At 60.4% G+C, this 21,034-nt stretch carries 24 protein-coding genes and 1 pseudogene; 16 read left to right on the forward strand and 9 right to left on the reverse strand.

Annotated elements, in window-relative coordinates; all coding sequences use genetic code 11:
• Positions 1–121 (forward strand): annotated as a pseudogene (locus IOD40_RS17790) (IS110 family transposase); the annotation flags it as partial.
• Between the two features lie 288 nt (positions 122–409).
• A complete protein-coding gene (locus IOD40_RS17795; RefSeq protein ID WP_267905138.1) occupies positions 410–1,318 on the forward strand; it encodes a fructose bisphosphate aldolase in 909 nt (302 codons plus the stop codon).
• Between the two features lie 63 nt (positions 1,319–1,381).
• Here the strand turns inward: IOD40_RS17795 and IOD40_RS17800 are convergent, their stop codons facing one another.
• Positions 1,382–1,543, reverse strand: a complete 162-nt coding sequence (locus tag IOD40_RS17800) for a hypothetical protein (RefSeq protein WP_198478056.1) — start codon at positions 1,541–1,543, stop codon at positions 1,382–1,384.
• A 121-nt stretch (positions 1,544–1,664) separates the two neighbouring features.
• Here IOD40_RS17800 and IOD40_RS17805 point away from each other — a divergent pair, with 121 nt between their 5' ends.
• The 3 genes from IOD40_RS17805 to IOD40_RS17815 all read left to right on the forward strand — a co-directional run bounded on the left by IOD40_RS17805 (position 1,665) and on the right by IOD40_RS17815 (position 5,915).
• Entirely contained in the window at positions 1,665–3,572 is a 1,908-nt protein-coding gene (locus IOD40_RS17805; protein WP_198478057.1) for a propionyl-CoA synthetase, read from the forward strand.
• Positions 3,573–3,877: 305 nt separating this feature from the next.
• On the forward strand, positions 3,878–5,137 hold the full coding sequence (locus IOD40_RS17810) for an Hsp70 family protein (protein ID WP_198478058.1): 1,260 nt from the start codon (positions 3,878–3,880) through the stop codon (positions 5,135–5,137).
• Positions 5,138–5,225: 88 nt separating this feature from the next.
• On the forward strand, positions 5,226–5,915 hold the full coding sequence (locus IOD40_RS17815) for a helix-turn-helix transcriptional regulator (protein WP_198478059.1): 690 nt from the start codon (positions 5,226–5,228) through the stop codon (positions 5,913–5,915).
• Positions 5,916–5,918: 3 nt separating this feature from the next.
• Here IOD40_RS17815 and IOD40_RS17820 read toward each other — a convergent pair whose 3' ends face one another.
• The 3 genes from IOD40_RS17820 to IOD40_RS17830 all read right to left on the reverse strand — a co-directional run bounded on the left by IOD40_RS17820 (position 5,919) and on the right by IOD40_RS17830 (position 8,151).
• Positions 5,919–6,608, reverse strand: coding sequence for a DUF1013 domain-containing protein (locus IOD40_RS17820; RefSeq protein WP_198478060.1), 690 nt, complete (start codon positions 6,606–6,608; stop codon positions 5,919–5,921).
• A 128-nt stretch (positions 6,609–6,736) separates the two neighbouring features.
• A complete protein-coding gene (locus IOD40_RS17825; protein ID WP_198478061.1) occupies positions 6,737–7,159 on the reverse strand; it encodes a GFA family protein in 423 nt (140 codons plus the stop codon).
• Between the two features lie 14 nt (positions 7,160–7,173).
• Positions 7,174–8,151, reverse strand: coding sequence for an NAD(P)H-quinone oxidoreductase (locus tag IOD40_RS17830; protein WP_198478112.1), 978 nt, complete (start codon positions 8,149–8,151; stop codon positions 7,174–7,176).
• A gap of 95 nt (positions 8,152–8,246) precedes the next feature.
• On the opposite strand from IOD40_RS17830, the gene IOD40_RS17835 reads away from it, so the two are divergent.
• Together IOD40_RS17835 and IOD40_RS17840 are read left to right on the forward strand one after the other, a co-directional pair.
• Entirely contained in the window at positions 8,247–8,438 is a 192-nt protein-coding gene (locus IOD40_RS17835) for a DUF1192 domain-containing protein (RefSeq protein WP_198478062.1), read from the forward strand.
• 185 nt (positions 8,439–8,623) lie between these two features.
• Entirely contained in the window at positions 8,624–9,907 is a 1,284-nt protein-coding gene (locus tag IOD40_RS17840; protein ID WP_198478063.1) for an MFS transporter, read from the forward strand.
• 96 nt (positions 9,908–10,003) lie between these two features.
• Here IOD40_RS17840 and IOD40_RS17845 read toward each other — a convergent pair whose 3' ends face one another.
• A complete protein-coding gene (locus IOD40_RS17845) occupies positions 10,004–10,180 on the reverse strand; it encodes a YdcH family protein (RefSeq protein WP_198478064.1) in 177 nt (58 codons plus the stop codon).
• Positions 10,181–10,402: 222 nt separating this feature from the next.
• Between IOD40_RS17845 and IOD40_RS17850 the strand changes: the two genes are divergently transcribed.
• From IOD40_RS17850 to IOD40_RS17875, 6 genes are all read left to right on the forward strand, one after another.
• Complete coding sequence (locus IOD40_RS17850; RefSeq protein WP_198478065.1) at positions 10,403–10,606, forward strand: YdcH family protein; 204 nt, start codon at positions 10,403–10,405, stop codon at positions 10,604–10,606.
• Between the two features lie 65 nt (positions 10,607–10,671).
• Positions 10,672–11,169, forward strand: coding sequence for a 5-(carboxyamino)imidazole ribonucleotide mutase (gene purE, locus IOD40_RS17855; protein WP_198478066.1), 498 nt, complete (start codon positions 10,672–10,674; stop codon positions 11,167–11,169).
• On the forward strand, positions 11,166–12,251 hold the full coding sequence (locus tag IOD40_RS17860) for a 5-(carboxyamino)imidazole ribonucleotide synthase (RefSeq protein WP_198478067.1): 1,086 nt from the start codon (positions 11,166–11,168) through the stop codon (positions 12,249–12,251). The genes purE and IOD40_RS17860 overlap by 4 nt, the downstream gene beginning before the upstream one ends.
• 70 nt (positions 12,252–12,321) lie before the next feature.
• Positions 12,322–12,951, forward strand: coding sequence for a LysE family translocator (locus IOD40_RS17865; protein WP_198478068.1), 630 nt, complete (start codon positions 12,322–12,324; stop codon positions 12,949–12,951).
• 129 nt (positions 12,952–13,080) lie between these two features.
• Positions 13,081–13,206: a type B 50S ribosomal protein L36 gene (gene ykgO, locus IOD40_RS17870; protein ID WP_024847254.1), complete on the forward strand. Its 126-nt coding sequence runs from the start codon at positions 13,081–13,083 to the stop codon at positions 13,204–13,206.
• Positions 13,207–13,271: 65 nt separating this feature from the next.
• Positions 13,272–13,862, forward strand: a complete 591-nt coding sequence (locus tag IOD40_RS17875; RefSeq protein ID WP_198478069.1) for a tetratricopeptide repeat protein — start codon at positions 13,272–13,274, stop codon at positions 13,860–13,862.
• Between the two features lie 22 nt (positions 13,863–13,884).
• On the opposite strand, the gene pyk is transcribed toward IOD40_RS17875, so the two are convergent.
• Both pyk and IOD40_RS17885 read right to left on the reverse strand, forming a co-directional pair.
• Positions 13,885–15,309, reverse strand: a complete 1,425-nt coding sequence (gene pyk, locus IOD40_RS17880; RefSeq protein WP_198478070.1) for a pyruvate kinase — start codon at positions 15,307–15,309, stop codon at positions 13,885–13,887.
• A complete protein-coding gene (locus IOD40_RS17885; RefSeq protein ID WP_407649222.1) occupies positions 15,306–15,818 on the reverse strand; it encodes a DUF1036 domain-containing protein in 513 nt (170 codons plus the stop codon). Before IOD40_RS17885 ends, pyk begins: the two co-directional genes overlap by 4 nt.
• 193 nt (positions 15,819–16,011) lie before the next feature.
• Between IOD40_RS17885 and IOD40_RS17890 the strand changes: the two genes are divergently transcribed.
• The 3 genes from IOD40_RS17890 (at position 16,012) to IOD40_RS17900 (ending at position 17,496) form a co-directional block, all read left to right on the forward strand.
• Positions 16,012–16,827, forward strand: a complete 816-nt coding sequence (locus IOD40_RS17890; protein ID WP_198478071.1) for an N-formylglutamate amidohydrolase — start codon at positions 16,012–16,014, stop codon at positions 16,825–16,827.
• A complete protein-coding gene (locus IOD40_RS17895) occupies positions 16,824–17,132 on the forward strand; it encodes a DUF1244 domain-containing protein (protein ID WP_198478072.1) in 309 nt (102 codons plus the stop codon). Before IOD40_RS17890 ends, IOD40_RS17895 begins: the two co-directional genes overlap by 4 nt.
• A gap of 103 nt (positions 17,133–17,235) precedes the next feature.
• Positions 17,236–17,496 (forward strand): DUF2312 domain-containing protein, encoded by a 261-nt coding sequence (locus IOD40_RS17900; RefSeq protein ID WP_198478073.1) that lies wholly within the window; start codon positions 17,236–17,238, stop codon positions 17,494–17,496.
• A 74-nt stretch (positions 17,497–17,570) separates the two neighbouring features.
• On the opposite strand, the gene IOD40_RS17905 is transcribed toward IOD40_RS17900, so the two are convergent.
• Both IOD40_RS17905 and IOD40_RS17910 read right to left on the reverse strand, forming a co-directional pair.
• A complete protein-coding gene (locus IOD40_RS17905; RefSeq protein ID WP_233714044.1) occupies positions 17,571–19,118 on the reverse strand; it encodes an FAD-dependent oxidoreductase in 1,548 nt (515 codons plus the stop codon).
• A gap of 443 nt (positions 19,119–19,561) precedes the next feature.
• Positions 19,562–20,974: a YncE family protein gene (locus IOD40_RS17910; RefSeq protein WP_198478075.1), complete on the reverse strand. Its 1,413-nt coding sequence runs from the start codon at positions 20,972–20,974 to the stop codon at positions 19,562–19,564.
• Positions 20,975–21,034 lie beyond the last annotated feature (60 nt).

A 21,034-nucleotide genomic window follows, 5' to 3' on the forward strand; every position in this document is an offset into this window, starting at 1 on the left:
TCGCGATCGGCTGGTCGCCGCCGGCAAGCCCAAACTCGTCGCGCTGGTAGCTGCCATGCGCAAACTCGTCACCATCCTCAACGCCATGCTCCGGGACAGTAAACCATGGAAAACAGCTTGACCCCCAACACAGTCGCTCCCCCATGGATGGGGGAGGATCCCTGAAAAGTAGCGCTCGACGCTCGGATCCTCCCCTGCTTGCGGGGGAGGTGCCGCGAAGCGGCGGAGGGGGAGCCGGATCGTTGCTCCAGGGAGACCATTCATCCCCAAACCGAGCCTAAGCTGCCCTTACAGCCCGCATCTTAAACATTTGAAATTGGTTTAAACCGATTCGACTGCGGGGCCTCCATTCCGTTCCAACGCCGCGTCTGGTAAGGGCCAGCCATTGTCAAGCACAGGAGGCAAGTGAATGAGCGAACGTTCCCACGATATCGCGGCAATGGCCGAGCAGGCCGCTAACAAAGATGGGTTCATTGCGGCACTTGACCAGTCGGGCGGATCGACCCCCAAGGCGCTGAAGCTTTACGGCATCGAAGAAGGTGCCTGGTCCAACGAAGCCGAGATGTTCGACCTCATCCACCAGATGCGCGCACGCATCATCAAGTCGCCTGCCTTTACCGGCGACAAGGTGATGGGGGCCATTCTGTTCGAGCAGACGATGGATCGCGACATCGATGGCACGGCGACGGCGGAATATCTTTGGAAGCAGCGCGGCGTGGTCCCGTTTCTCAAGGTCGACAAGGGCCTTGCTGACGCACAGGACGGCGTCAAGCTGATGAAGCCGATGCCAGAACTTGACGCGCTTCTGGACCGCGCTGTCACCAAGGGCATCTATGGCACGAAGATGCGTTCGGTCATCGATGCGGCAAACCAGAAGGGCATCGAGGCAGTCGTTGCGCAGCAGTTTGAGGTTGGCAAGGAGATCCTCGCCAAGGGCCTGATGCCGATCATCGAGCCGGAAGTCACGATCTCCATCGCCGACAAAGCGGAAGCTGAGGAGATCATGCTCGCCGAGATCTTGAAGCAGCTCGATGCGCTGCCGGAAGGCCAGAAGGTGATGCTGAAGCTGACGCTGCCGACCAAGGCCAATCTGTTCAAGCCGCTGGTCGATCATCCGCGCGTCGTGCGCGTCGTGGCGCTCTCGGGTGGCTATACCCGCGACGAAGCCAACGCGAAGCTGCGTGAAAACGACGGCGTCATCGCCAGCTTCTCGCGTGCGCTGACCGAAGGTCTGTCTGCCCAGCAGACCGAGGAAGAGTTCGACGCGCTGCTCGCATCTTCGATCGACAGCATCTTCGAGGCCTCGCGCGCGCGCTAAGTTGCAGCGGCGATCGTCGCTACGCGTTCATTAAAAACCCGGTCCAGAAATGGGCCGGGTTTTTTATTTGCCGTGGCTGAAGCCGGCAGTGATGACGATCAAGCCCAGAGCAAAGACTGCCAGTTTCCAGAAGTCGGCACGGCGCTTCAGCCCCGGAAGGCCAAGCGGCTTGATTATCTGAACAACCATGAGGCCGATGATGATGATGGACAGAATCTTTGTCATGCTGTTCCTCTTTGAGCAGCATAGTTGATCCCTGTCAAAGCTATTGGCTTTTCCAGATAGTTCAGTGGACTTGGAGGAATTTCGCCGCATAAAATGTGGCGTTGGAGACTGGGAGGAAGATGTGAATTCAAGATATGCCGAGGTCTATGCTGGCTGGAAGTCAAACCCGGAGGAATTCTGGGCGGAAGCGGCAAAGTCGATAGACTGGATCAAGGCACCGACAAAGATATTCGACGCAGACAGCGGTGTTTTCGGGCACTGGTTTCCGGATGCTGTCTGCAATTGTTGCTACAATGCGATTGATCGCCACGTGGAGCGTGGCCGCGGCAATCAGGTCGCGATCATCTATGACAGCCCCATCACTGGCGCCAAGCGCAGCTATACCTATGGCGAGCTGCTGCAGGAGGTCGAGGCGCTGGCGGCAGTCCTTCGTGCTCAAGGGGTAGAGAAGGGCGACCGCGTCATCATCTATATGCCGATGATCCCGCAGGCGATGTTCGCAATGCTCGCTTGCGCCCGACTTGGTGCCGTGCACTCTGTCGTGTTCGGCGGCTTTGCCGCACGCGAACTGGCCACGCGGATCAATGATTGTGCGCCGAAGGTCATCGTTTCGGCATCGTGCGGCGTGGAGCCGGGGCGGATTGTTGCCTACAAGCCATTGCTGGATGAAGCCATCGAGCTTGCATCCCACAAGGTGGAGCGGTGCATCGTCTTCCAGCGTGACGAGCTTCGTTGCGATCTTCTGTCAGGCCGCGACATCGACATGGCCGAAGCAGTAGCCAAGGCAATTGCGGACGGCGAGAAGGTTGAGTGCGTCCCGGTGGCCGCAACCGATCCGCTCTACATTCTCTACACGTCCGGCACGACCGGCCAGCCCAAGGGCGTCGTCCGCGACACGGGCGGCTATATTGTTGCTCTGCACTGGACCATGGAGAACGAGTACGGGATTAAGCCCGGCGAGGTCTTCTGGACCGCATCCGACGTCGGCTGGGTCGTCGGGCATTCCTACATTGTCTACGCGCCGCTGCTGGCCGGGTGCACTACGGTTCTATTCGAAGGCAAACCGATCGGTACGCCCGACGCGGGCACATTCTGGCGGGTGATCTCGGAGCACAACGTCGTGGCGCTGTTCACGGCTCCGACCGCCTTTCGCGCCATCAAGGGTCAGGATCCAACCGGCGAGTTCATCAGGAAATACGATTTGTCGAGCCTGCGAACCTTGTTCCTGGCCGGTGAGCGTGCGGATCCTGGCACCGTGAAATGGGCAGAAGAGCAGCTGGGCGTTCCGGTGATCGATCATTGGTGGCAAACGGAGTCGGGTCATCCGATCAGTCACAATCCGGTCGGTCTCGGGCAGTTGCCGGTCAAATATGGCTCGCCTGCAGTTCCGATGCCGGGATTTGACGTTCGGGTTGTGGACGATGGCGGCGAGCTTGTTCCTGCAGGAACGCTCGGCAATGTCGTCATCAAGCTTCCTCTGCCACCTGGAGCGCTGCCGACCCTGTGGAACGCAGAGCCGCGCTTCCGGAGCTCATATCTCGATGAGTTCCCCGGCTACTATAAGACCGCTGACGCAGGCTATATCGATGAAGACGGATATCTCTTCATCATGGCGCGGACCGACGACATCATCAATGTTGCGGGACATCGTCTTTCAACCGGTGGCATGGAGGAGGTGGTTGCCGAGCATCCGGATGTCGCCGAATGCGCGGTCGTGGGGGTCCACGATGAGATGAAGGGTCAGATACCTTGCGCTTTTGTCGTTCTCAATGCTGGTGCCGACCGCGATCCGGCCGAGGTTGAGCGGGAAGTGATCGCGCTGGTTCGTTCCAAGATCGGGCCGGTGGCGGCACTCAAATCGGTGGTGACGGTGAAGCGCCTGCCGAAGACACGATCGGGCAAGATCTTGCGCAGCACGATGCAAAAGATTGCCGACAAGGAAAGCTGGAACATGCCGGCGACGATCGATGATCCGGCAATCCTTGACGAAATCAGCGATGCGCTCAAGGGCAAGGGGATAGGCATCTAAGCCAAAAGCATTTCCTCGTTGACGCCTGGAACTGGTCAGGCCGGCGGAGAAAGCTGAAGCGCGACCGAACATAGCGGAACTTTGCACCCCCTCGCTCCGCCTTTGGGGTGCAGGTTTCGGCTGCGCATATGCGCAGAGCTGACCGGCGAACCTTGGGGGAGGAAGCGCAACGCGGTTGATGGACGCGCAGAAGGGCTTTTAGGTTTCCATCTTCTGATGGATGAGGTAGATGGGCGTCCCTTTCCCAATCCTTCTTCGCTGTCGCGCCCTGGTGTCGATGGCGAAGCCATTCGAGCAGTCATCCCATGTCCGTTCTTCACTGTGGCGTCGACTTCGGCACCACCAATTCCACGGTCGGCCTTTGCGCTGCCGGTGGTGCGCCATATCTCGTTCCGGTTGAAGGCAACGAGGTAACGATCCCGTCGGCGCTGTTCTTCAGTCTTGAGGACGGGAGTGTGCACTACGGCCGCTCGGCGGTGCACGAATATATGGATGGAGCGGAAGGTCGCTTCATGCGGGCGTTGAAGTCGATCCTCGGCACCAGCCTGATGAAAGAGACCACGCAGGTCGGACGCGACCGGATGACGTTTCAGGGGCTGATTGGCCGCTTCCTGCGTAACCTCCGAACCCAGCTCGAGGCGCATCACGGGAGTGTGCCCGAACATGTCGTCTTGGGGCGCCCTGTGTTCTTCATTGACGGGGACCCGGCGGCCGACCGCACCGCGCAGGACCAGTTGGAGGCCGCAGCGCGGGACGAGGGCTTTAAACATATCGAATTCCAGTTCGAGCCGGTTGCTGCCGCGCTGAATTTCGAGCGCGAGCTCAATGACGAGGCGCTGGCACTGATCGTCGATATTGGCGGCGGCACCTCGGACTTTTCGGTCCTGCGTCTGTCGCCGGAGCGCAGCAAGGCAACCGACCGTCGCTCGGATATCCTCTCGACTTCGGGTGTCCATGTCGGCGGCACCGATTTCGACCGGCAATTGAACATTGCCCGCGTGATGCCGGAGTTTGGGCTTGGCAGCAGCACAAAGGATGGAAAGCGCCAGCTGCCGGTCTGGTACTTCAACGACATGGCAACCTGGCACAAGATCAATCTGCTCTATACGCCGAAGACCATGCGCGATATCCATTCCTTGCAGCGCGAGGCCGCCGAGCCTGCAAAGCTCGATCGCTATCTGCATCTTCTGGAAAATCGCTCGGGTCACCGTCTTGCGGCGCAGGTCGAAGCGGCGAAGATCCAGCTGACCGACGCCGCCGATGCGGCGGTTCGGCTTAAAGAGCCGGGCCTTGACCTTTCAGTGCCCGTCGCACGCTCCGAGTTTGAAACCGCGAGCAACGAGCTTGTGCGCAAGATCGAGACCGCCATCGATGAAGCGCTGACGGCGGCGGGTGTTCTGGCTGGTGAAATCGAGACAGTTGTTCTGACTGGAGGCGGTGCGCAGGTGCCTCTGGTGCGCAAGACCGCTACCGAGCGGTTCCCGCATGCGCGTATCGTCAATACCGATCGCTATGGCGCTGTGGGCCTCGGCCTCGCGCTCGATGCAGCGCGCCGCTTCGGCTGATACTATCGCTCCTGACATCCTCCTGACAGGATGGTGTCAGGAGGACCATGTCATAGTGTCCTCTCATCCTTCTTGAGGACCCTTTGCCATGCGCCGCGCCGACCGCCTGTTTCAAATCGTCCAGCACCTTCGCGGGGGCCGTCTTGTGACGGCACGGATGCTGGGCGAACGGCTGGAAGTCTCCGAGCGCACCATCTATCGCGACATAGCCGACCTTCAGTCCACAGGTGTACCGATCGATGGCGAGGCAGGGGTGGGCTATCTGATGCGGGAGGGCTTTGAACTGCCACCGCTGATGTTCACGCGCGATGAGATCGTCGCACTGGTCGCTGGCGCGAGGATGGTGAGGGCCTTTGGCGGCGCGCAGATGGCACGGGCCGCTGAGGAGGCATTGGTCAAGATCGGCTCGGTGCTCCCAGAGCCTGAGAAGGCCCGCATTGCCCGGACGGAAATTCATATGCCGGACTGGGTGGTGAGCGAAGCGGAGCGCAAGCTTGTCGACGTTCTCGAGCGTGCTGTTGAAGCCCGTGACGTGCTGACGCTCGACTATAGGGACGAGACCGGAGCCTCATCGATGCGCGACGTGCGCCCGCTTGGGCTGTGGTTCTGGGGGAAGGTATGGACCCTCGTTGCCTGGTGCGAATTGCGCAACAACTTTCGCGCGTTCAGGCTCGACCGTATTCTGGAGGCCAAATCTGCGGGCCGGATTTTCCGGCCCGAGAGGGGCAAGCAACTTGCCGATTTCTACCGCTGCTGGGAAGCGCGCGGAAACGCCTGAGGATTACTCCTCGTCCTCGTCCTGGGGAGCGGTCGAGCGCAGCGACGAAAGCTTCGCGAAGACGGCATCTGCGTCGAGCTCTTGCTCCTCGTCCTGATTGTCGTTGACGTCGAGACCTTCAGTCATCGAGGCCGGCAGCAGGGTGTCGCCCGTCGGTGCTGCCGGAGGCAGGCCGCGCGATGCGCGCTGGATTTCGAGGTCAAGGTCGATCTGCGAGCACAGGCCGAGGGTGACCGGATCCATCGGGACGAGATTTGCGGAATTCCAGTGGGTGCGGTTACGGATCTGCTCGATCGTGGACTTGGTGGTACCAACGAGGCGCGAGATCTGTGCGTCCTTGAGCTCCGGGTGGTTCTTGACCAGCCAAAGGATGGCGTTCGGGCGGTCCTGACGCTTCGACAGCGGGGTGTAGCGAGGGGTGCGGCGCTTGGATTCTGGTACGCGAACCTTCGGTTCGGACAGCTTGATGCGGTAGTTGACATCTGCTTCGCCACGCTCGATCTCATCGCGCGAAAGCTGGCCGGTGATGACCGGGTCCAGACCCTTGATGCCCTGAGAAGCTTCGCCATCGGCGATTGCCTTCACCTCAAGCGGATGCAGCTTGCAAAAGCTGGCGATCTGGTCGAACGACAGTGCAGTATTGTCAACGAGCCAGACGGCGGTCGCCTTCGGCATCAGCAGTGTGTTGGCCATAGGATAAATCCTCTCGTTCGCCCGCGTCCCTGTCGCGGGCGGTGGCAAGCCACCAATTTATGGGAAATCTCTGACGCATATAACGTCATTTTGTTCCCCCCGCAACGAAAAGCGGCAATTGAGCAGCGCTACTCCTCATTACGCACATAATGCAGCGTCCCGGCGATACGAGGTCCTTTGCGGTTCTCGTCATCCGACGGGTGGTTGATGCCGTCAATAACCAGCACCTTTTCAAAGTCGAACGGGCTGATTCCCTCAAGACATGCAGCGTTTATGCCGTATTCATTCTGGTTCGAACGGCGCAGGTGATGAGTGTAGATGCCGCAACGCGAGCAGAAATAGTGTTGCGCCGTGTCGGTATTGAAAGTGTAAGTCGTCAGCGCGTCGGCACCTTCGAGAAGCTCGAAGTCTTCACGATCTGCTCCAACGGCGACTGCGCCACGCATACGGCAAAATGAGCAGGTGCAGCGGCGCGCACTGTCGAGGCCGTTCTTAAGACGGACGCGGAAGCGGACCGAGCTGCAATGACAGGCGCCGTTGTATGTATTCATCTACGCTATTCCTTTCATATATCAAGCACGATCTTGCCGATGTGGTCGCCCTCTTCCATGCGCTCATGCGCGCGCCAGGCTTCCTTCAACGGAAAGATCATGTCCATAACGGGTGCTATCTTGCGGGTGGCGAGCAGCGGCCACACCTTGGCCTCCAGTTCGGCCGCGATCTTTGCCTTGAACTCGATCGTGCGCGGCCGAAGTGTCGAGCCTGTATGCGTCAGACGTTTGACCATCAGCCGTGAGATGTCGGCATTGGCCTGGACCCCGCCCAGCGTGGCAATCTGCACAATCCGGCCTTCAATGGCTGCTGCCTGGTAATTGCGGTCGACATAATCGCCGCCGACCATGTCGAGGGTGAGTTCAACACCCTTGCGATTAGTCTCGTCCTTGACGACGCGGACAAAGTCTTCCTCGCGGTAGTTGATAGCCCGTTTGGCGCCAAGGCTTACGCAGGCCGCGCACTTGTCTGCCGTTCCGGCGGTGGCGAAAACAGTGGCGCCGAATGCGGATGCAAGCTGGATCGCAACCGTGCCGATGCCCGACGATCCGCCGTGAACGAGGAAATCCTCGCCTGCCTGCAGGCCGCCCCTTTGGAAGACATTGTGCCAGACGGTGAAGAAGGTCTCCGGGATCGCTGCTGCTTCGGTGAATGTAAATCCGTGCGGGATAGGCAGAGCGTTGGTTTCGTGCACGACGACATATTCTGCGTACGCGCCTCCGGCAGTCAGCGCGGTGACGCCATCACCGATCCGCCAGCGGGCGACGTTTCCACCTACCGCCACCACCTCGCCTGCAGCTTCGAGCCCGGGAAGGTCGGAAGCGCCTGGCGGTGGTGGATATGCGCCTTTGCGCTGAAGGACATCAGGCCGATTGACGCCGGCAGCGCGCACCCGGATCAGGATTTCTCCCAGCCCTGGGCTCGGGACTGGACGCCGGTCAGGTTTCAGAACCAGCGGCCCCCCTGGCTCGCTGATGGCTATTGCGGTCATCGCGTCGGCAACCATTTGCGCCAGTCCTCCCTCGTTTGCGTCCTCTCGTTCCTTATGTAGACTTGTACCTGCAAGGGCAAATGAAGGAGTTCAATATGGCGCTGTTCGATGATGAACCCCTGAGGCCGAAGAAAGTCCACGAAATCGGTCAGGACCTGTCGTTGCTCTCCGTCCACGAACTGGAGGAACGCATTCTCCAGCTGAAATCGGAGATTGCCCGCCTCGAGAACGAGCTGTCCTCGAAAAGCAGCAGCCGAATCGCCGCGGAATCGCTTTTCCGCCGCTGATGCCTTCCGGACGGTGCGTCTATGATTGCGCGGCGCTTAGTTAAGTGGTTGTAGAGCGCCGTCCGGTCTCTTGAGGGACTATTTTTTGGCGCGTCATTGTTATGTCGCGGTCAGTGGACAAAAGGGCGCTGCCGATTCACCCTGACGCCCGAATCTCAGGAAAGATTGGCGTACGGAGCCTGCCAATGTTCATCACCTATCGCCCGATCTTTTCGCTCTTGAGCGGGACTGCATTTTTGCTGGCCGCATCCGGTCTGCACGGCATCCTGCTGCCGCTACGCGGCCAGGCGGAGGAGTTTTCGACGGCCGCCCTTGGCCTTCTGGGAACCGCCTGGGCCGGTGGCTTCGTCGCTGGATGCTACTTCATTCCAAGACTGGTGCGGAAGGTGGGGCATGTGCGCGCCTTCGGAGCGCTGGCTGCTTCGGCCGCGATCATCGCTCTCTTGTCGGGCCTCATGATCGGCGAAGTCGTCTGGATCCTGCTGCGCGCCGGCACCGGCTTTGCGATGGCAGGCGCATTCATGGTGATCGAGAGCTGGCTGAACGAGAAGGCGACCAACGAAAATCGCGGCACAGTCTTCGGCCTGTACATGATGGTGACCTATGCCTCGATCATGGCGGGCCAGATGCTGGTCGCGGTGTTCGATGTCACTGCGGCGGATTTGTTCCTGATTGTCGGCATCCTGTTTTGCGCCTCGGTTATCCCCACGGCGGTTTCTTCAGCCGCAAGTCCGCAACCGCTTGCTGACGTCAAGCTCGATATACGAGGTCTTTACAAGAACTCGCCCGTTGCCGCCGTCGGCTGTCTGCTCATTGGGGTCGCCAATGGTGCCTGGGGGACACTGGGCGCTGTCTATGGCGCGCGTGCAGATCTGTCGTCCGGCACTGTCGCCCTGATGATGAGCCTTGTGGTTCTGGCCGGCGCTTTGGCACAGGTGCCGGTCGGGCGTGCATCCGACAGGACTGACCGCCGCTATGTTCTGGCAGCTGCTTCCTTTGGGGCCGGCCTCTTCGGGTTCCTGATGTTCCTCCTGACCCCGCGCGATCTTGGTGCCGTTCTCGGGATCACGGCGCTTTACGGCGCGATGGCCTACACGCTCTATTCGATCGCCGTTGCCCATGCGAATGACCACGCCTCGCCTGAGGATTTCGTCAAGGTGTCGGGAGGTCTTCTCTTCCTTTACGGCTTTGGCACGATGATCGGCCCGGTCATCGGCGCGGCGCTCATGGCCGGGATGCGGCCCGAGAGTCTCTTTCTGGCGACGGCGGCTCCGCATGTGGCGTTGGGCATCTACGCACTTATGCGTGTTCGTGTCCGTGCTCCGGTGCCGATCGAAGATCGCGAGGCATTCAAGACGCTGCCGGCCGAACGTGCTGTCACGACCCAATCCAGTTTGCTTGATCCAAGAAGCGAAGGTGACGCAGCACATGATGAAGAGAGTGTCGAGCTGACCCCTGCGGAGGCTTGAGCCGGTCCTCTGCACAAGGCCGCGTCACAAAAATACAACGGCCGATGGCGCGTACGCCATCGGCCGTTGATCTTGGGAAAATGATGGTGCGCTGAATTAGTGGCGCGTCGGAACCTGAAGTTTCCTGATCTCGTCCTTGAGAGCCAGCTTCCGGCGCTTGAGCTTAGTAAGCTCGATTGTATCGAACGAGGGCTGATTAAGTGCCTCGTCGATTTGTCGTTTGAGGTCGCCGTGTCTACGTTCCAGCTCGGCAAGGTGGGATGCAAGAGACATATTAGCTCTCCCTTTGGGTTCCTCGTATGTGTCGTATCCGGGCCTTCAGTGACCGCGGTTGAGACGGCACGATGATAGTTTGCCACCTAAAATCTGTTCTGTCGAATGCCGGTTCATGTCATTTCGTCGCGAATGAGAGTGTGCTATTTCTGAAAAAGTTCGATGCAGTGCGTCGATTTTTCCTTTCATTGGGACCACCGTTTAACCAGCCATCGGATCGGTATGTCGGAACAGGAACAGGCCTCTCTTCGTCTCGAGTTCGCCAAACTCAAACAGGAACATTCTGATTTCGACGCCGCGATCAATGCGATGCTCGCTACCGGATGTGACGCGCTGCAAATCCAGCGCATGAAAAAGAAGAAGCTTGCCCTGAAGGACAAGCTGCAGAAGCTGGAAGACTCGATCATCCCAGACATTATCGCCTGAGCCGCGCAACTTGCGGCAGGGGACCGATTGCGTTAATCCGCGGCGGTCTCGAATGGAGTACCGACATGGCCAGCACCCCCGTCGACGTTGCAATCATCATGGGGAGCCAGTCCGACTGGACCACGATGCGCCATGCGTCGGAAACACTCACCGCGCTCGCCATTTCGCATGAAAGCCGGATTGTCTCCGCTCACCGGACGCCGCAGCGTCTCTATGATTTTGCGACGAGTGCGAAGGCGAATGGGTTCAAGGTGATCATTGCCGGTGCCGGGGGTGCCGCTCACCTGCCCGGAATGACGGCCGCGATGACGCCCTTGCCTGTCTTCGGCGTGCCGGTGGAATCCAAGGCGCTGTCAGGCCAGGATTCGCTTTTGTCGATCGTGCAGATGCCGGGAGGCGTTCCGGTGGGAACCCTTGCCATCGGCAAGGCGGGTGCGATCAACGCGGCGCTAATGGCGGCCTCTGTGCTGGCACTTTACGACGAGGAGCTTGCCGCGCGGCTTGATGCCTGGCGGGCATCCCAGACAAATAATGTTGCAGAATTTCCGGTAGACGAGGCATGAGCGGCGCACTTCCACTCGGTTCGACGATCGGCATCGTCGGCGGCGGTCAGCTCGGTCGCATGCTTTCGATGGCTGCGGCAAGGCTTGGCTATCGCACGATCGTGCTGGAGCCGCAGGAGAATTGTCCGGCTGCCCAGACCGCGAACGAGCTCCTTGTTGCACCGTATGATGACCCGGCTGCGCTGGCTGCCCTCGCCAGCGAATGCGCGGTGGTGACCTACGAGTTCGAGAACGTTCCGGTAGCTGCCGCAAGCGCCCTCAACGAAAAAGTTCAAGTCTCCCCGCCTCCGCGCGCACTTGAGGCAGCACAGGACCGCGTGACGGAGAAGACGGGCCTAAACGATATGGGCATCGCGACGGCGCGCTTCGTCCAGGTCGATAGCGACGAAGATCTGATCGCAGGTCTTGCCAAATTCGACGGAAGTGGCGTCCTCAAGACCCGCCGCCTTGGCTATGACGGGAAGGGCCAGCGGGTCTTCCGCAACGCCGTCGCCGACGATGCGCGGGGTGTCTATGAGGCGATGGGATCGGTGCCGCTGATCCTCGAAGCTCTCGTCCCGTTCGAGCGCGAGATTTCCGTGATCGCGGCGCGAGGCAAAGATGGCGAGGTCGTCTGCTACGATCCGGCAGAGAACGTCCATCGCAACGGCATTTTGCATATTTCAACCGTACCTGCATCGATCAGCGACAGCACAGCAGAGGCGGCCCGCCGGATGGCAAGCTCGATCCTCGAAGGTCTCGACTATGTCGGCGTCATCGGTGTCGAGCTTTTTGTTCTCGCCGACGGCACCGTGCTCGTGAATGAAATTGCGCCACGGGTTCATAATTCGGGCCACTGGACCGAAGCTGCGTGCGCCATCTCGCAGTTCGAGCAGCATATTCGCGCTGTCGCCGGCTTGCGTCTGGGGGATCCACGCCGTCACAGCGACTGTGTGATGGAAAATCTGATCGGCGACGATATCCTTCGCACCGCCGAGCTGTTGGCCGAGCCTGACCTCATTCTTCATCTCTATGGGAAGGCGGAGGCGCGTCCGGGACGCAAGATGGGCCACTTCACGCGCATCGTTGCCAAAAAGGGCTGATCGCGCATCTTTCTTGCGCGGCAGGACGAATTATGGATTGCTGCAGGCCCATTCCTGAGAGGGCCTGCAGATGTCATTTGAAACCTGGGCCGCATTCGCCGTCGCGTCAGCCATCATGCTGGCAATTCCGGGCCCGACGATCCTTCTTGTTGTCTCCTACGCGCTGAGCCATGGCCGGCGTGTCGCCTTTGCGACCGTTGCAGGCGTGGCACTTGGAGACTTTACCGCGCTGACTGCGTCCATGCTGGGCCTCGGGGCGCTGCTAGCGACTTCGGCTACGCTCTTTACCGTTCTGAAGTGGGTGGGGGCGGCATATCTCGTCTATCTGGGCATCAAGCTCTGGCGCGCGCCGATGTCGCAGCAGGCGCTGCCGGAGGCCACACAGGAGGCGGGCGTCCGCCGCATCTTCCTCCACGCCTACGTCATCACGGCGCTTAATCCGAAGAGCATTATCTTCTTCATCGCTTTCCTGCCGCAGTTCTATAACCCGTCCGCGCCTGGCCTGACGCAGTTTGTCGTGCTTGAAGTGACGTTCGTTGTCCTTGCGACCCTGAATGCAGCAGTCTATGCCGTGCTCGCATCCAGGGCGCGCGGGATGATTCGCAAGCCGTCCGTGCAGCGCATCGTCAACCGCACGGGAGGTTCCTTGCTCATGGCCGCGGGATTGCTCGCTGTCAGCTGGCGCAGTGCCTCTGCATAGGGCCGGAATGCGTGGAAACTATTGACATGTTCACCGCTCCCGGTTTATGAGCAACCCGATTTCGCGGCGTGCCTCGCGGCACGCCTTCATGTTGGCCCGTATGGGCATATCAGAACACGGGCTAGACCGATGAAGATCAAGAATTCGCTTAAGGCGCTCAAGGGCCGTCACCGCGACAATCGTTTGGTTCGCCGCAAGGGCCGCGTCTACATCATCAACAAGACCGATCCGCGCTACAAGGCACGTCAGGGCTAATCCCCTTTCGCACTTCACGCGATATTCAGTTTGACGTTCTGCATCACGCGGGTAGTTTCCTGCAGATGCGGAACGTTTTCGTTTTTGGACTTGGTTTTCTGGCTCTTTTCCCTGCCGTTGATGCTGTTGCTCAACAGACAGGCCGGCAGGCTGCGGTCCTGACGCTCGAGGACCCGGAGACCCGGCTTGATGCGCTGTTTGCCGAATTGAAGCGCGCGCAGAACGAGAACGCCGCCAAGCGCATCTCAAGTCGCATCGTCAAGCAATGGTCGCTGTCGGGAAGCGCCAATATCGACCTTCTGATGCAATGGGCACAGAAGGCGATGGAGGCCGACAAGACGGATGTCGCGCTTGATCTGCTGGATCAGGTTGTCACGCTCGCGCCGGACTATGCCGAGGGCTGGAATCGGCGCGCCACACTGCATTTCATGAAACAAGATTATGCGAAGGCAATGGCTGATATCGGCCACGTGCTCGAGCTTGAACCGCGCCATTTTGGTGCGCTCGCTGGCATGGCTGAAATCCTGCGTGAAGATGACCGCAAGGAAGCGGCGCTGCGCGCCTACCAGCGTCTTCTCGACATTTATCCGATGATGCGCGAGGCGCAAACCGAACTCGGCAAGCTCGCTGACGAGCTTGCCGGGCAGGGCATATAGATTTTCCGATTAAAGGCGCTGCTTAGCCTTCGTCGCCGATATTTGCGATCCGCAGCATATTGGTAGCGCCCGGTGTTCCGAGCGGCACACCCGCCATGATGATGATGCGATCCTCATCCTTGGCAAAACCCTCTTCCTGGGCAATGCGGCAGGCGCGGTCGACCATATCGTCAAGATCGCGGGCGTCATCCGTCACAACACAGTGCACGCCCCAGACGAGCGAGAGCCTGCGTGTGGTCTCGGTAACCGGGGACAGTGCAATGATCGGCAGGCGCGGCCGCTCTCGAGCCGCGCGAAGCCCGGTTGCGCCTGAGCCGGTATAGCAGACGATGGCGGAGACATTGAGCGTTTCGCCGATTTCGCGGGCCGCCATCGAGATCGCGTCTGCACCGGTTGGTTCCGGGACCGAGCGCTGGGCGTTGATGATGCCCGGGTAAAGCGGATCGCGCTCGACCTGGACGGCGATCGCATTCATCGTTGCGACAGCTTCAACCGGGTATTGGCCAGCCGCCGACTCCGCCGACAGCATCACTGCATCCGCACCTTCGAAAACCGCGATCGAGACGTCGGAGACTTCGGCGCGGGTCGGGACCGGTGCGGTGATCATCGATTCCAGCATCTGTGTCGCGACCACAACCGGCTTGCCTGCCTTGCGGGCTGCGCGGGTGATCTGCTTCTGGATGCCCGGGACGGCTTCGAGAGGCATTTCGACACCGAGGTCGCCGCGTGCCACCATGAGGGCGTCGGACAGCTCGATGATCTCGGCCAGACGGCTGACAGCCTGTGGCTTTTCGATCTTGGACAGAAGCAGCGCGCGTCCGGCTGCGATCTGACGTGCTTCGACCAGATCTTCAGGGCGCTGAATGAAGGAGAGTGCGATCCAGTCCACGCCAGCTTCAAGTGCGGCGTCGAGGTCTTCCCGGTCCTTGCGCGTCAGGGCACCGACAGGAAGATCCGTATCCGGAAGGCTTACGCCCTTGCGATCCGAGATCTTGGTACCGGAAACGACGGTGCAGACGATCTTGCGACCATCAGTCTCGGTCGCGCGCAACCTCAGCCTGCCATCATCAATGAGCAGCTGATGTCCGGCCTGGACAGCCTTCAAGATTTCGGGGTGGGGGAGATGAACGCGGGTTGCGTCTCCAGGCGTCGGATCATCATCAAGGGTGAAGGTTTGTCCCGGGACAAGCTCTTCGGCGCCGTTGACGAACTTTCCGACGCGCAGTTTTGGACCCTGCAGATCAGCCAGAATACCGATTGGCCTGCGAACTTCGCTTTCCACTTTGCGAATGCGGGCAACGAGCGTGCGCATCAGATCGTGGTCGGCATGGCTCATATTGATGCGGAAGACATCCGCGCCGGCCTCGAAAAGCCGCTTGATCATATGCTCTTCAGAGGAAGCCGGACCGAGTGTGGCGAGTATCTTGACCTTGCGGCTGCGTCTCATGGAGTACCTGTTCCTGTGACGGATGGACCGTCATTGACCGGGTCGTCTGTCAGCTGGACCATCCAGCTCGACTGTTCCCGGGTGTCATATTCCTGAAAGCCTGCGCGCTGGAAGCCGCGCGCAAAACAGTCGCCTGCTCCGGCGATCTTGAACTCACGTTCGGCGACGCACATGTTGATCGGGCCATCCCATCGGCCGCCGCGATCTGCGTCTTCTGCGTAGAGATAGTAATAGCGCGAGGACAGCGGACCCTCGATCAGTGTCTTGCAACTGGATGCATCGATGTGCCACCAGCCCTCCGTTACCCAGCCCGCGCTCGCCCGATAGCCAATGGCGACCCCGACGAGGCTCTGCGTCGCGTTGCAGACGCGAAAATCGGCAAATGCAATATTAGGCGATGCCAGCAATGCTCCCGCGCCAAGCGTCAGAGAGACAGTGCAAGCCGCCAGGCGCGATCTTGCTGCATTCGCCAAAGCTGACCTCATCATTGATGCCAAAGGAATCGCCATGCTGAGCCTCTTTTCGAAGAAGTGCCGCGACATGTCAACGCGTGTAACGGTGGAATCGAACCGATTAGAGTGGGCGGAATCGGCCGGATATCGGCACATTTCAGGGCATCCTTCTTGAGGTCGGGGGTTGTGCATTGCGTCGCTTGAGCCTTCATGAAAGAGATGAATATCTCGGCAAATGGAATGTTTTCTCATGACACGTGACGCGCTTTTCGCTCCCTTCGAATTGATCGAGGGGGACAGGACCAAGGGGATGGTTCTTGTAGCAGATCACGCGGGCCGGGAACTCCCTGATGAGTATCGCGATCTTGGCCTGCCTCGAAGCGAATTCGACCGCCACATTGCCTATGATATCGGTGTGGAAGGTGTGACGCGTGCCCTCGCGCATAAACTTGGCGTGCCTGCGGTGATGGCGCGGTTTTCGCGACTTCTCATTGATCCAAACCGCGGCGAGGATGATCCGACACTGATCCGCCAGCTTTATGACGGAACGATTATTCCCGCCAACTACCCTCTTGGTATTGAAGAACGGGAGCGGCGGCTGGAGCGTTATTATCGTCCCTACCATGAGGCAGTGGGCTCAGTCATCGCATCGGTCGCAGCCATGACCGGTGCTGCGCCTTTCATCTTTTCGGTTCACTCGTTCACCCCATCAATGCAGGGGCGGGCAAGACCATGGCATGCCGGCGTGCTTTGGGACAATGACCCGCGCGTTGTTCGACCACTGATTGATCTGCTCGAAGCCGAACCGGGCATAATTGTCGGCGACAACGAGCCTTACGACGGGGCTTTGCGTGGAGATACGTTGTACAGCCATGCAACCGTCAACGGATATGCTCATGCGCTGCTTGAAATCCGCCAGGATCTGATTGCGGATGCGTCCGGGCAAGAAGCCTGGGCAGACAGGCTTGCCCCCATGCTTGAAACAATAAATGCCATGGCCGATATCCATGATGTGCGCCAATACGGCTCACGCACGGGGCCGCTGACACGGGAGATGAATCGATGATCGACCTTACCGAAGATCAAAAACGTGAACTCGAGGCAGCTGCGTTTCGACGCCTGGTCTCGCATTTGCGCGAGCGGACCGATGTTCAGAACATCGATCTGATGAACCTGGCCGGTTTTTGCCGGAACTGCCTCTCCAACTGGTATCGGGAGGCAGCTGAGACATCGGGGATCGCGCTCGACAAGGAAGCGTCGCGAGAAATCGTCTACGGCATGCCATACGATGAATGGCGTTCGCGCTATCAGACAGAGGCTTCGCCTGACAAGCAGGCGACGTTCGAAAAGAGCCGCCCAAAAGACCATTGATTCTTCGGGCCGCGTCGGGCAACCAACCCGCATCCCCATTGCGGCGCGACTCGCGAATTGTGTCGCTCGTCTTGCCTGAACGAACATCACGCTTGGAGTTATGATGTCAGACGAAATCACCGAGAGCAGCCAGACCGTCGCAGCAGGCCAGCTGCGCGCCTTCATCGAGCGCATCGAGCGTCTGGAGGAAGAGAAGAAGACGATCTCCGACGACATCAAGGAAGTCTTCGCCGAGGCCAAGGGCAACGGCTTCGACACCAAGGCGATGCGGACCATCATTCGCCTGCGCAAGAAGGACCAGGCCGAACGTGAAGAAGAAGAAGCGATGCTTGATCTTTACCTCTCGGCTCTGGGAATGATCTGAGCCCGTTCAAGAGGCTGAATTGAAAAGAGCGCCAGGGTTACCGGCGCTCTTTTTTTGTTTTCTCAGGTCTGATCTCAGGCCGATGCGCTTTCACCAGCCTCGCGGACGAATGCACCCTGCTTGCGCAGCGTTGCCTGAAGTTCCGCGATGTCGACATTGCGCGGCTGGACGCCGCGGTTTGCGGCGATCCCAGCGGCAGCACCTGCGGCGTGGCCAGTGAGCCAGCACTGCGGAATCTCACGCATGAAGCCGTGGCTGTTGGCGTCGCACGAGACATGGCGGCCAGCGGCGAGCAGGCCGTCGAGACGTGTCGGCACCAATGCGCCATATGGCACGGAAACGACCGGGAATTTTGGCGACACCGAGGGGCTGACGCCGATCTCGTCAGCGAGCGCGACGCCCGCGCCCCACTGCGAACGCTCGATACGGCCAGCGCCTGCCAGGCGGCGAGTATGGCGCACGCCGAGCTGCGGCGCGCTCAACAGCATGTAGGCGTTTTCGAAGCCCGGCGCGTTTTTGCGGAAGAAATCGCAATGCGCCTGCATAAAGCGGTGCGAGCGGATTTCGACCTCGGTGATGTCATCCACATTGAGCGCCGACAGGCCCGACTGTCTTGGCCCGAGGAAGAGCGCAATATCGTTGCGCCATGAGACGTACGGCGTCTGGAAAAAGCCAAGCTGATCGCGGCCCATGGTGTTGAGCTCGGCAAAGGCGGCTTCCTGCTGGCCGCGGAAGGCGAGCCAGGTTTCCATGTCGACGCCGCCGAGCATGAAGCCGGTGTTCATTGAGTGGTGAACGTCGCCCTCCTCGATGTCGGTGTCAAAACCAGCGCCTGCGCGGGCAAAGACGTCACCGTCGCCGGTGCAGTCGACGACGACCTTGGCCATCAGCGCTTGACGGCCTTCTTTGCTCTCAAAGATGACGCCCTTGACCGCGCCTTCCTCTACGATCGGCACAGCCGCCCACGAATGGAAGACGATACGGCAGCCAGCGTCGATCAGCATTTCTTGCGAGGTCAGCTTGAGGCGTTCCGGATCAATGGTCGGGGCCCAGGTGACGATGCCGTGGAAGGCCGAGGTGCGCAGACGCCAGTGTTTTGCCAGCGCCTCGTCCTTGACGCCCCAGATCGCGCGATCGGGGCCGGCCTTGCCTTCCGGCGGCAGACGGTCGAGCACTTCTTCGGCAAAGCCGCGGATGACCAGATTGCCGTGCCAGTCGGTCATGCGGTCGATCCAGATGACGACGCCGCCGGTCGAGAGGCCGCCAAGGTGGTTGTAGCGCTCCATGACGACGACTTCCGCGCCGGTGCGGGCTGCGGCGAGCGCAGCGGCGGTGCCGGCAGGGCCACCGCCGACCACGAGCACGTCACACTTGTGATAGATCGGCACGTCGCGGGTCTGCTCGGTGACAAAGCCTTCGCCATTGCGCTTGGGGAAGATGTAGCGGCCGGATTCGAAGATGTCCGAGGACAGGAAGCGGTCCTCGTTCTGGCGGATCTCGCGCACGGCTGGCGTGTCGGTCATGAAATTCTCTCTCCCATCAAGCCCCGCAACCGCAGGGCATTCGTGCGGCGGACAATATTCATGATTGGCTGCCTGCGGAACGATGTATTTGACAGCCAAAGCTTTCGCGTTTTGCGAAAGGTGGAGGGGAGAGGGAGAGGAGTAGGGTTGTGGGGGAGTAGGATGCTAGGCCGCCCCCCTTCGTCGCTTCGCGACACTTCCCCCGCGGGCGGGGGAAGATCCCGGAGATCGTAGTGCGCGACGTTCGGATCCTCCCCCGTTCACGGGGGAGGGGGACCACCGAAGGTGGTGGAGGGGGCGGTGCAAAGCGGGACAGTTGCAAGTGTGACTCGGTAGGCCGCCCCCTTCGTCGCCTCGCGACACTTCCCCCGCAGGCGGGGGAAGAACCCCGGAGATATGGTGCTCGACGTTCAGATCCTCCCCTGCGAAGCGGGGGAGGGGGACCATCGAAGATGGTGGAGGGGGCGGTTCGCGTTGACCTCAACCACAAAAAAGGGGCACCGGTTTCCCGGCACCCCTAAGACCATCGCTTGGGAGGATAATCAGTCCTTGACGCTGAGGCGCACGATGCGGTCGCTGGCTTCGTCTTCGCCGCGGCCCTTGTTGACCACGAAGACATTGCCCTTGCCGTCTTCATGCAGGTGGTTCGGCTGCGGGGCGTTTTCGAGGTTGGCGACGATGTTACCATCGACGTCGAGAACGGTGACCGTGCCCGCACCGCGGTTGGCGACATAGGCAAGACGCTTCACCGGCTCGAAGGCGACGTTGAGCGCGCCCGCGCCGACCAGCACGTTCTTGATGGTTTCGCCCGAAGCTGCATCGATGATCGAGAGGTTGTCGCTACCCTGCGCGGCAACGAAGATGCGGTTGGTTTCGCCGTCATAGGCGATGCCGATCGCGCCTTTGGCACCCGCGACCGGGATGACTTTCTCGACTTCGCCCTTGGCGGTGTCGATGATCGCAACTTCTGCGGTCGACAGAGAGATGACGAAGAGCTTGCCGCTCCTGGCATCGTATTCAAGGCTCAGCGGCGAGAATTCCTGGCCACGCTTGCCCGACTTGATCTCGATCTCGCCTGCAACTTCAACGCTCTTGGCGTCGAAGACCATGACGGCCGGGTGGCCGACCGGCGAGACGTAGACCTTGCCACCGGCGACGACGAGGTCACGCGAGTGGGTCGCTGCGCCTTCTTCGAACTGCTTCACCAGCGACAGGTCATCCTGCTTGTAGACCGCGACGGTGTTCTGGCGGGTGTTGCTGACCCAGACATTGCCGTTCTCGTCGTCGACGGCAACGCCGTAGAGCGCGTAGACGCCGCCTTCACGATCGCCACGACCAGGCGCTTCGCCCGGCGTAATCTGCGCGATGATTTCGAGCGTTTCCGGGTTTACCTTGAGCAGCGCCGACTGCTTGACCGGCGGACGACCAACAGCTGCGGTGACGAACAGAACGTCGTTCTTGGCGCTGTAGGCGGTCTGGTAGAGGCCTGGGACGAGCTTGGCGTCCTGCGTGTTGAACAGGTCCGTGCCCGAGATGGCGATGTCCGGCGAGACCTTCAGCTCGACGATGGCGGCGTTGTAGGGCGCCTGCGCGGCGAGAACCAGCGGGTGTGTGCCGACTGCGGCATCGGTCGGGAGCGTGAAGCTCGTCTCGAACTTGCCTTCGTCGTCAGCCTTGATGCCGTCTGCGAGCGGGGTGAGGCCGCGCGACAGGGTGATCTCCTGGCCCGGCTTGAACTTGTCGCCGACGATCTTGACTTCGCTGCCAGCCAGAACCGGTGCGCCCGGCTTGGCGGCCTGTGCACGGACCTGACCGGCATAGGCTGCATCCGGCGCATCGAATGCGACTTGCGCCAATGCTGCGCTCATACCAACGGCGAGCGAGCCGGCGAGAATGGCCGCGCGGGCTGCAAGGCGGAAGCCGTTGAGCCGGCGATGCGATGCGAAGTTTGTCATAGGCAATGTCCCAAAATGGTTTGAAGCCATGCACGGTCCGGAGGGCCACGAACCGTTGCG

Source organism: Aquamicrobium zhengzhouense (genome assembly GCF_016124105.1).
Classification (GTDB): domain Bacteria; phylum Pseudomonadota; class Alphaproteobacteria; order Rhizobiales; family Rhizobiaceae; genus Aerobium; species Aerobium zhengzhouense.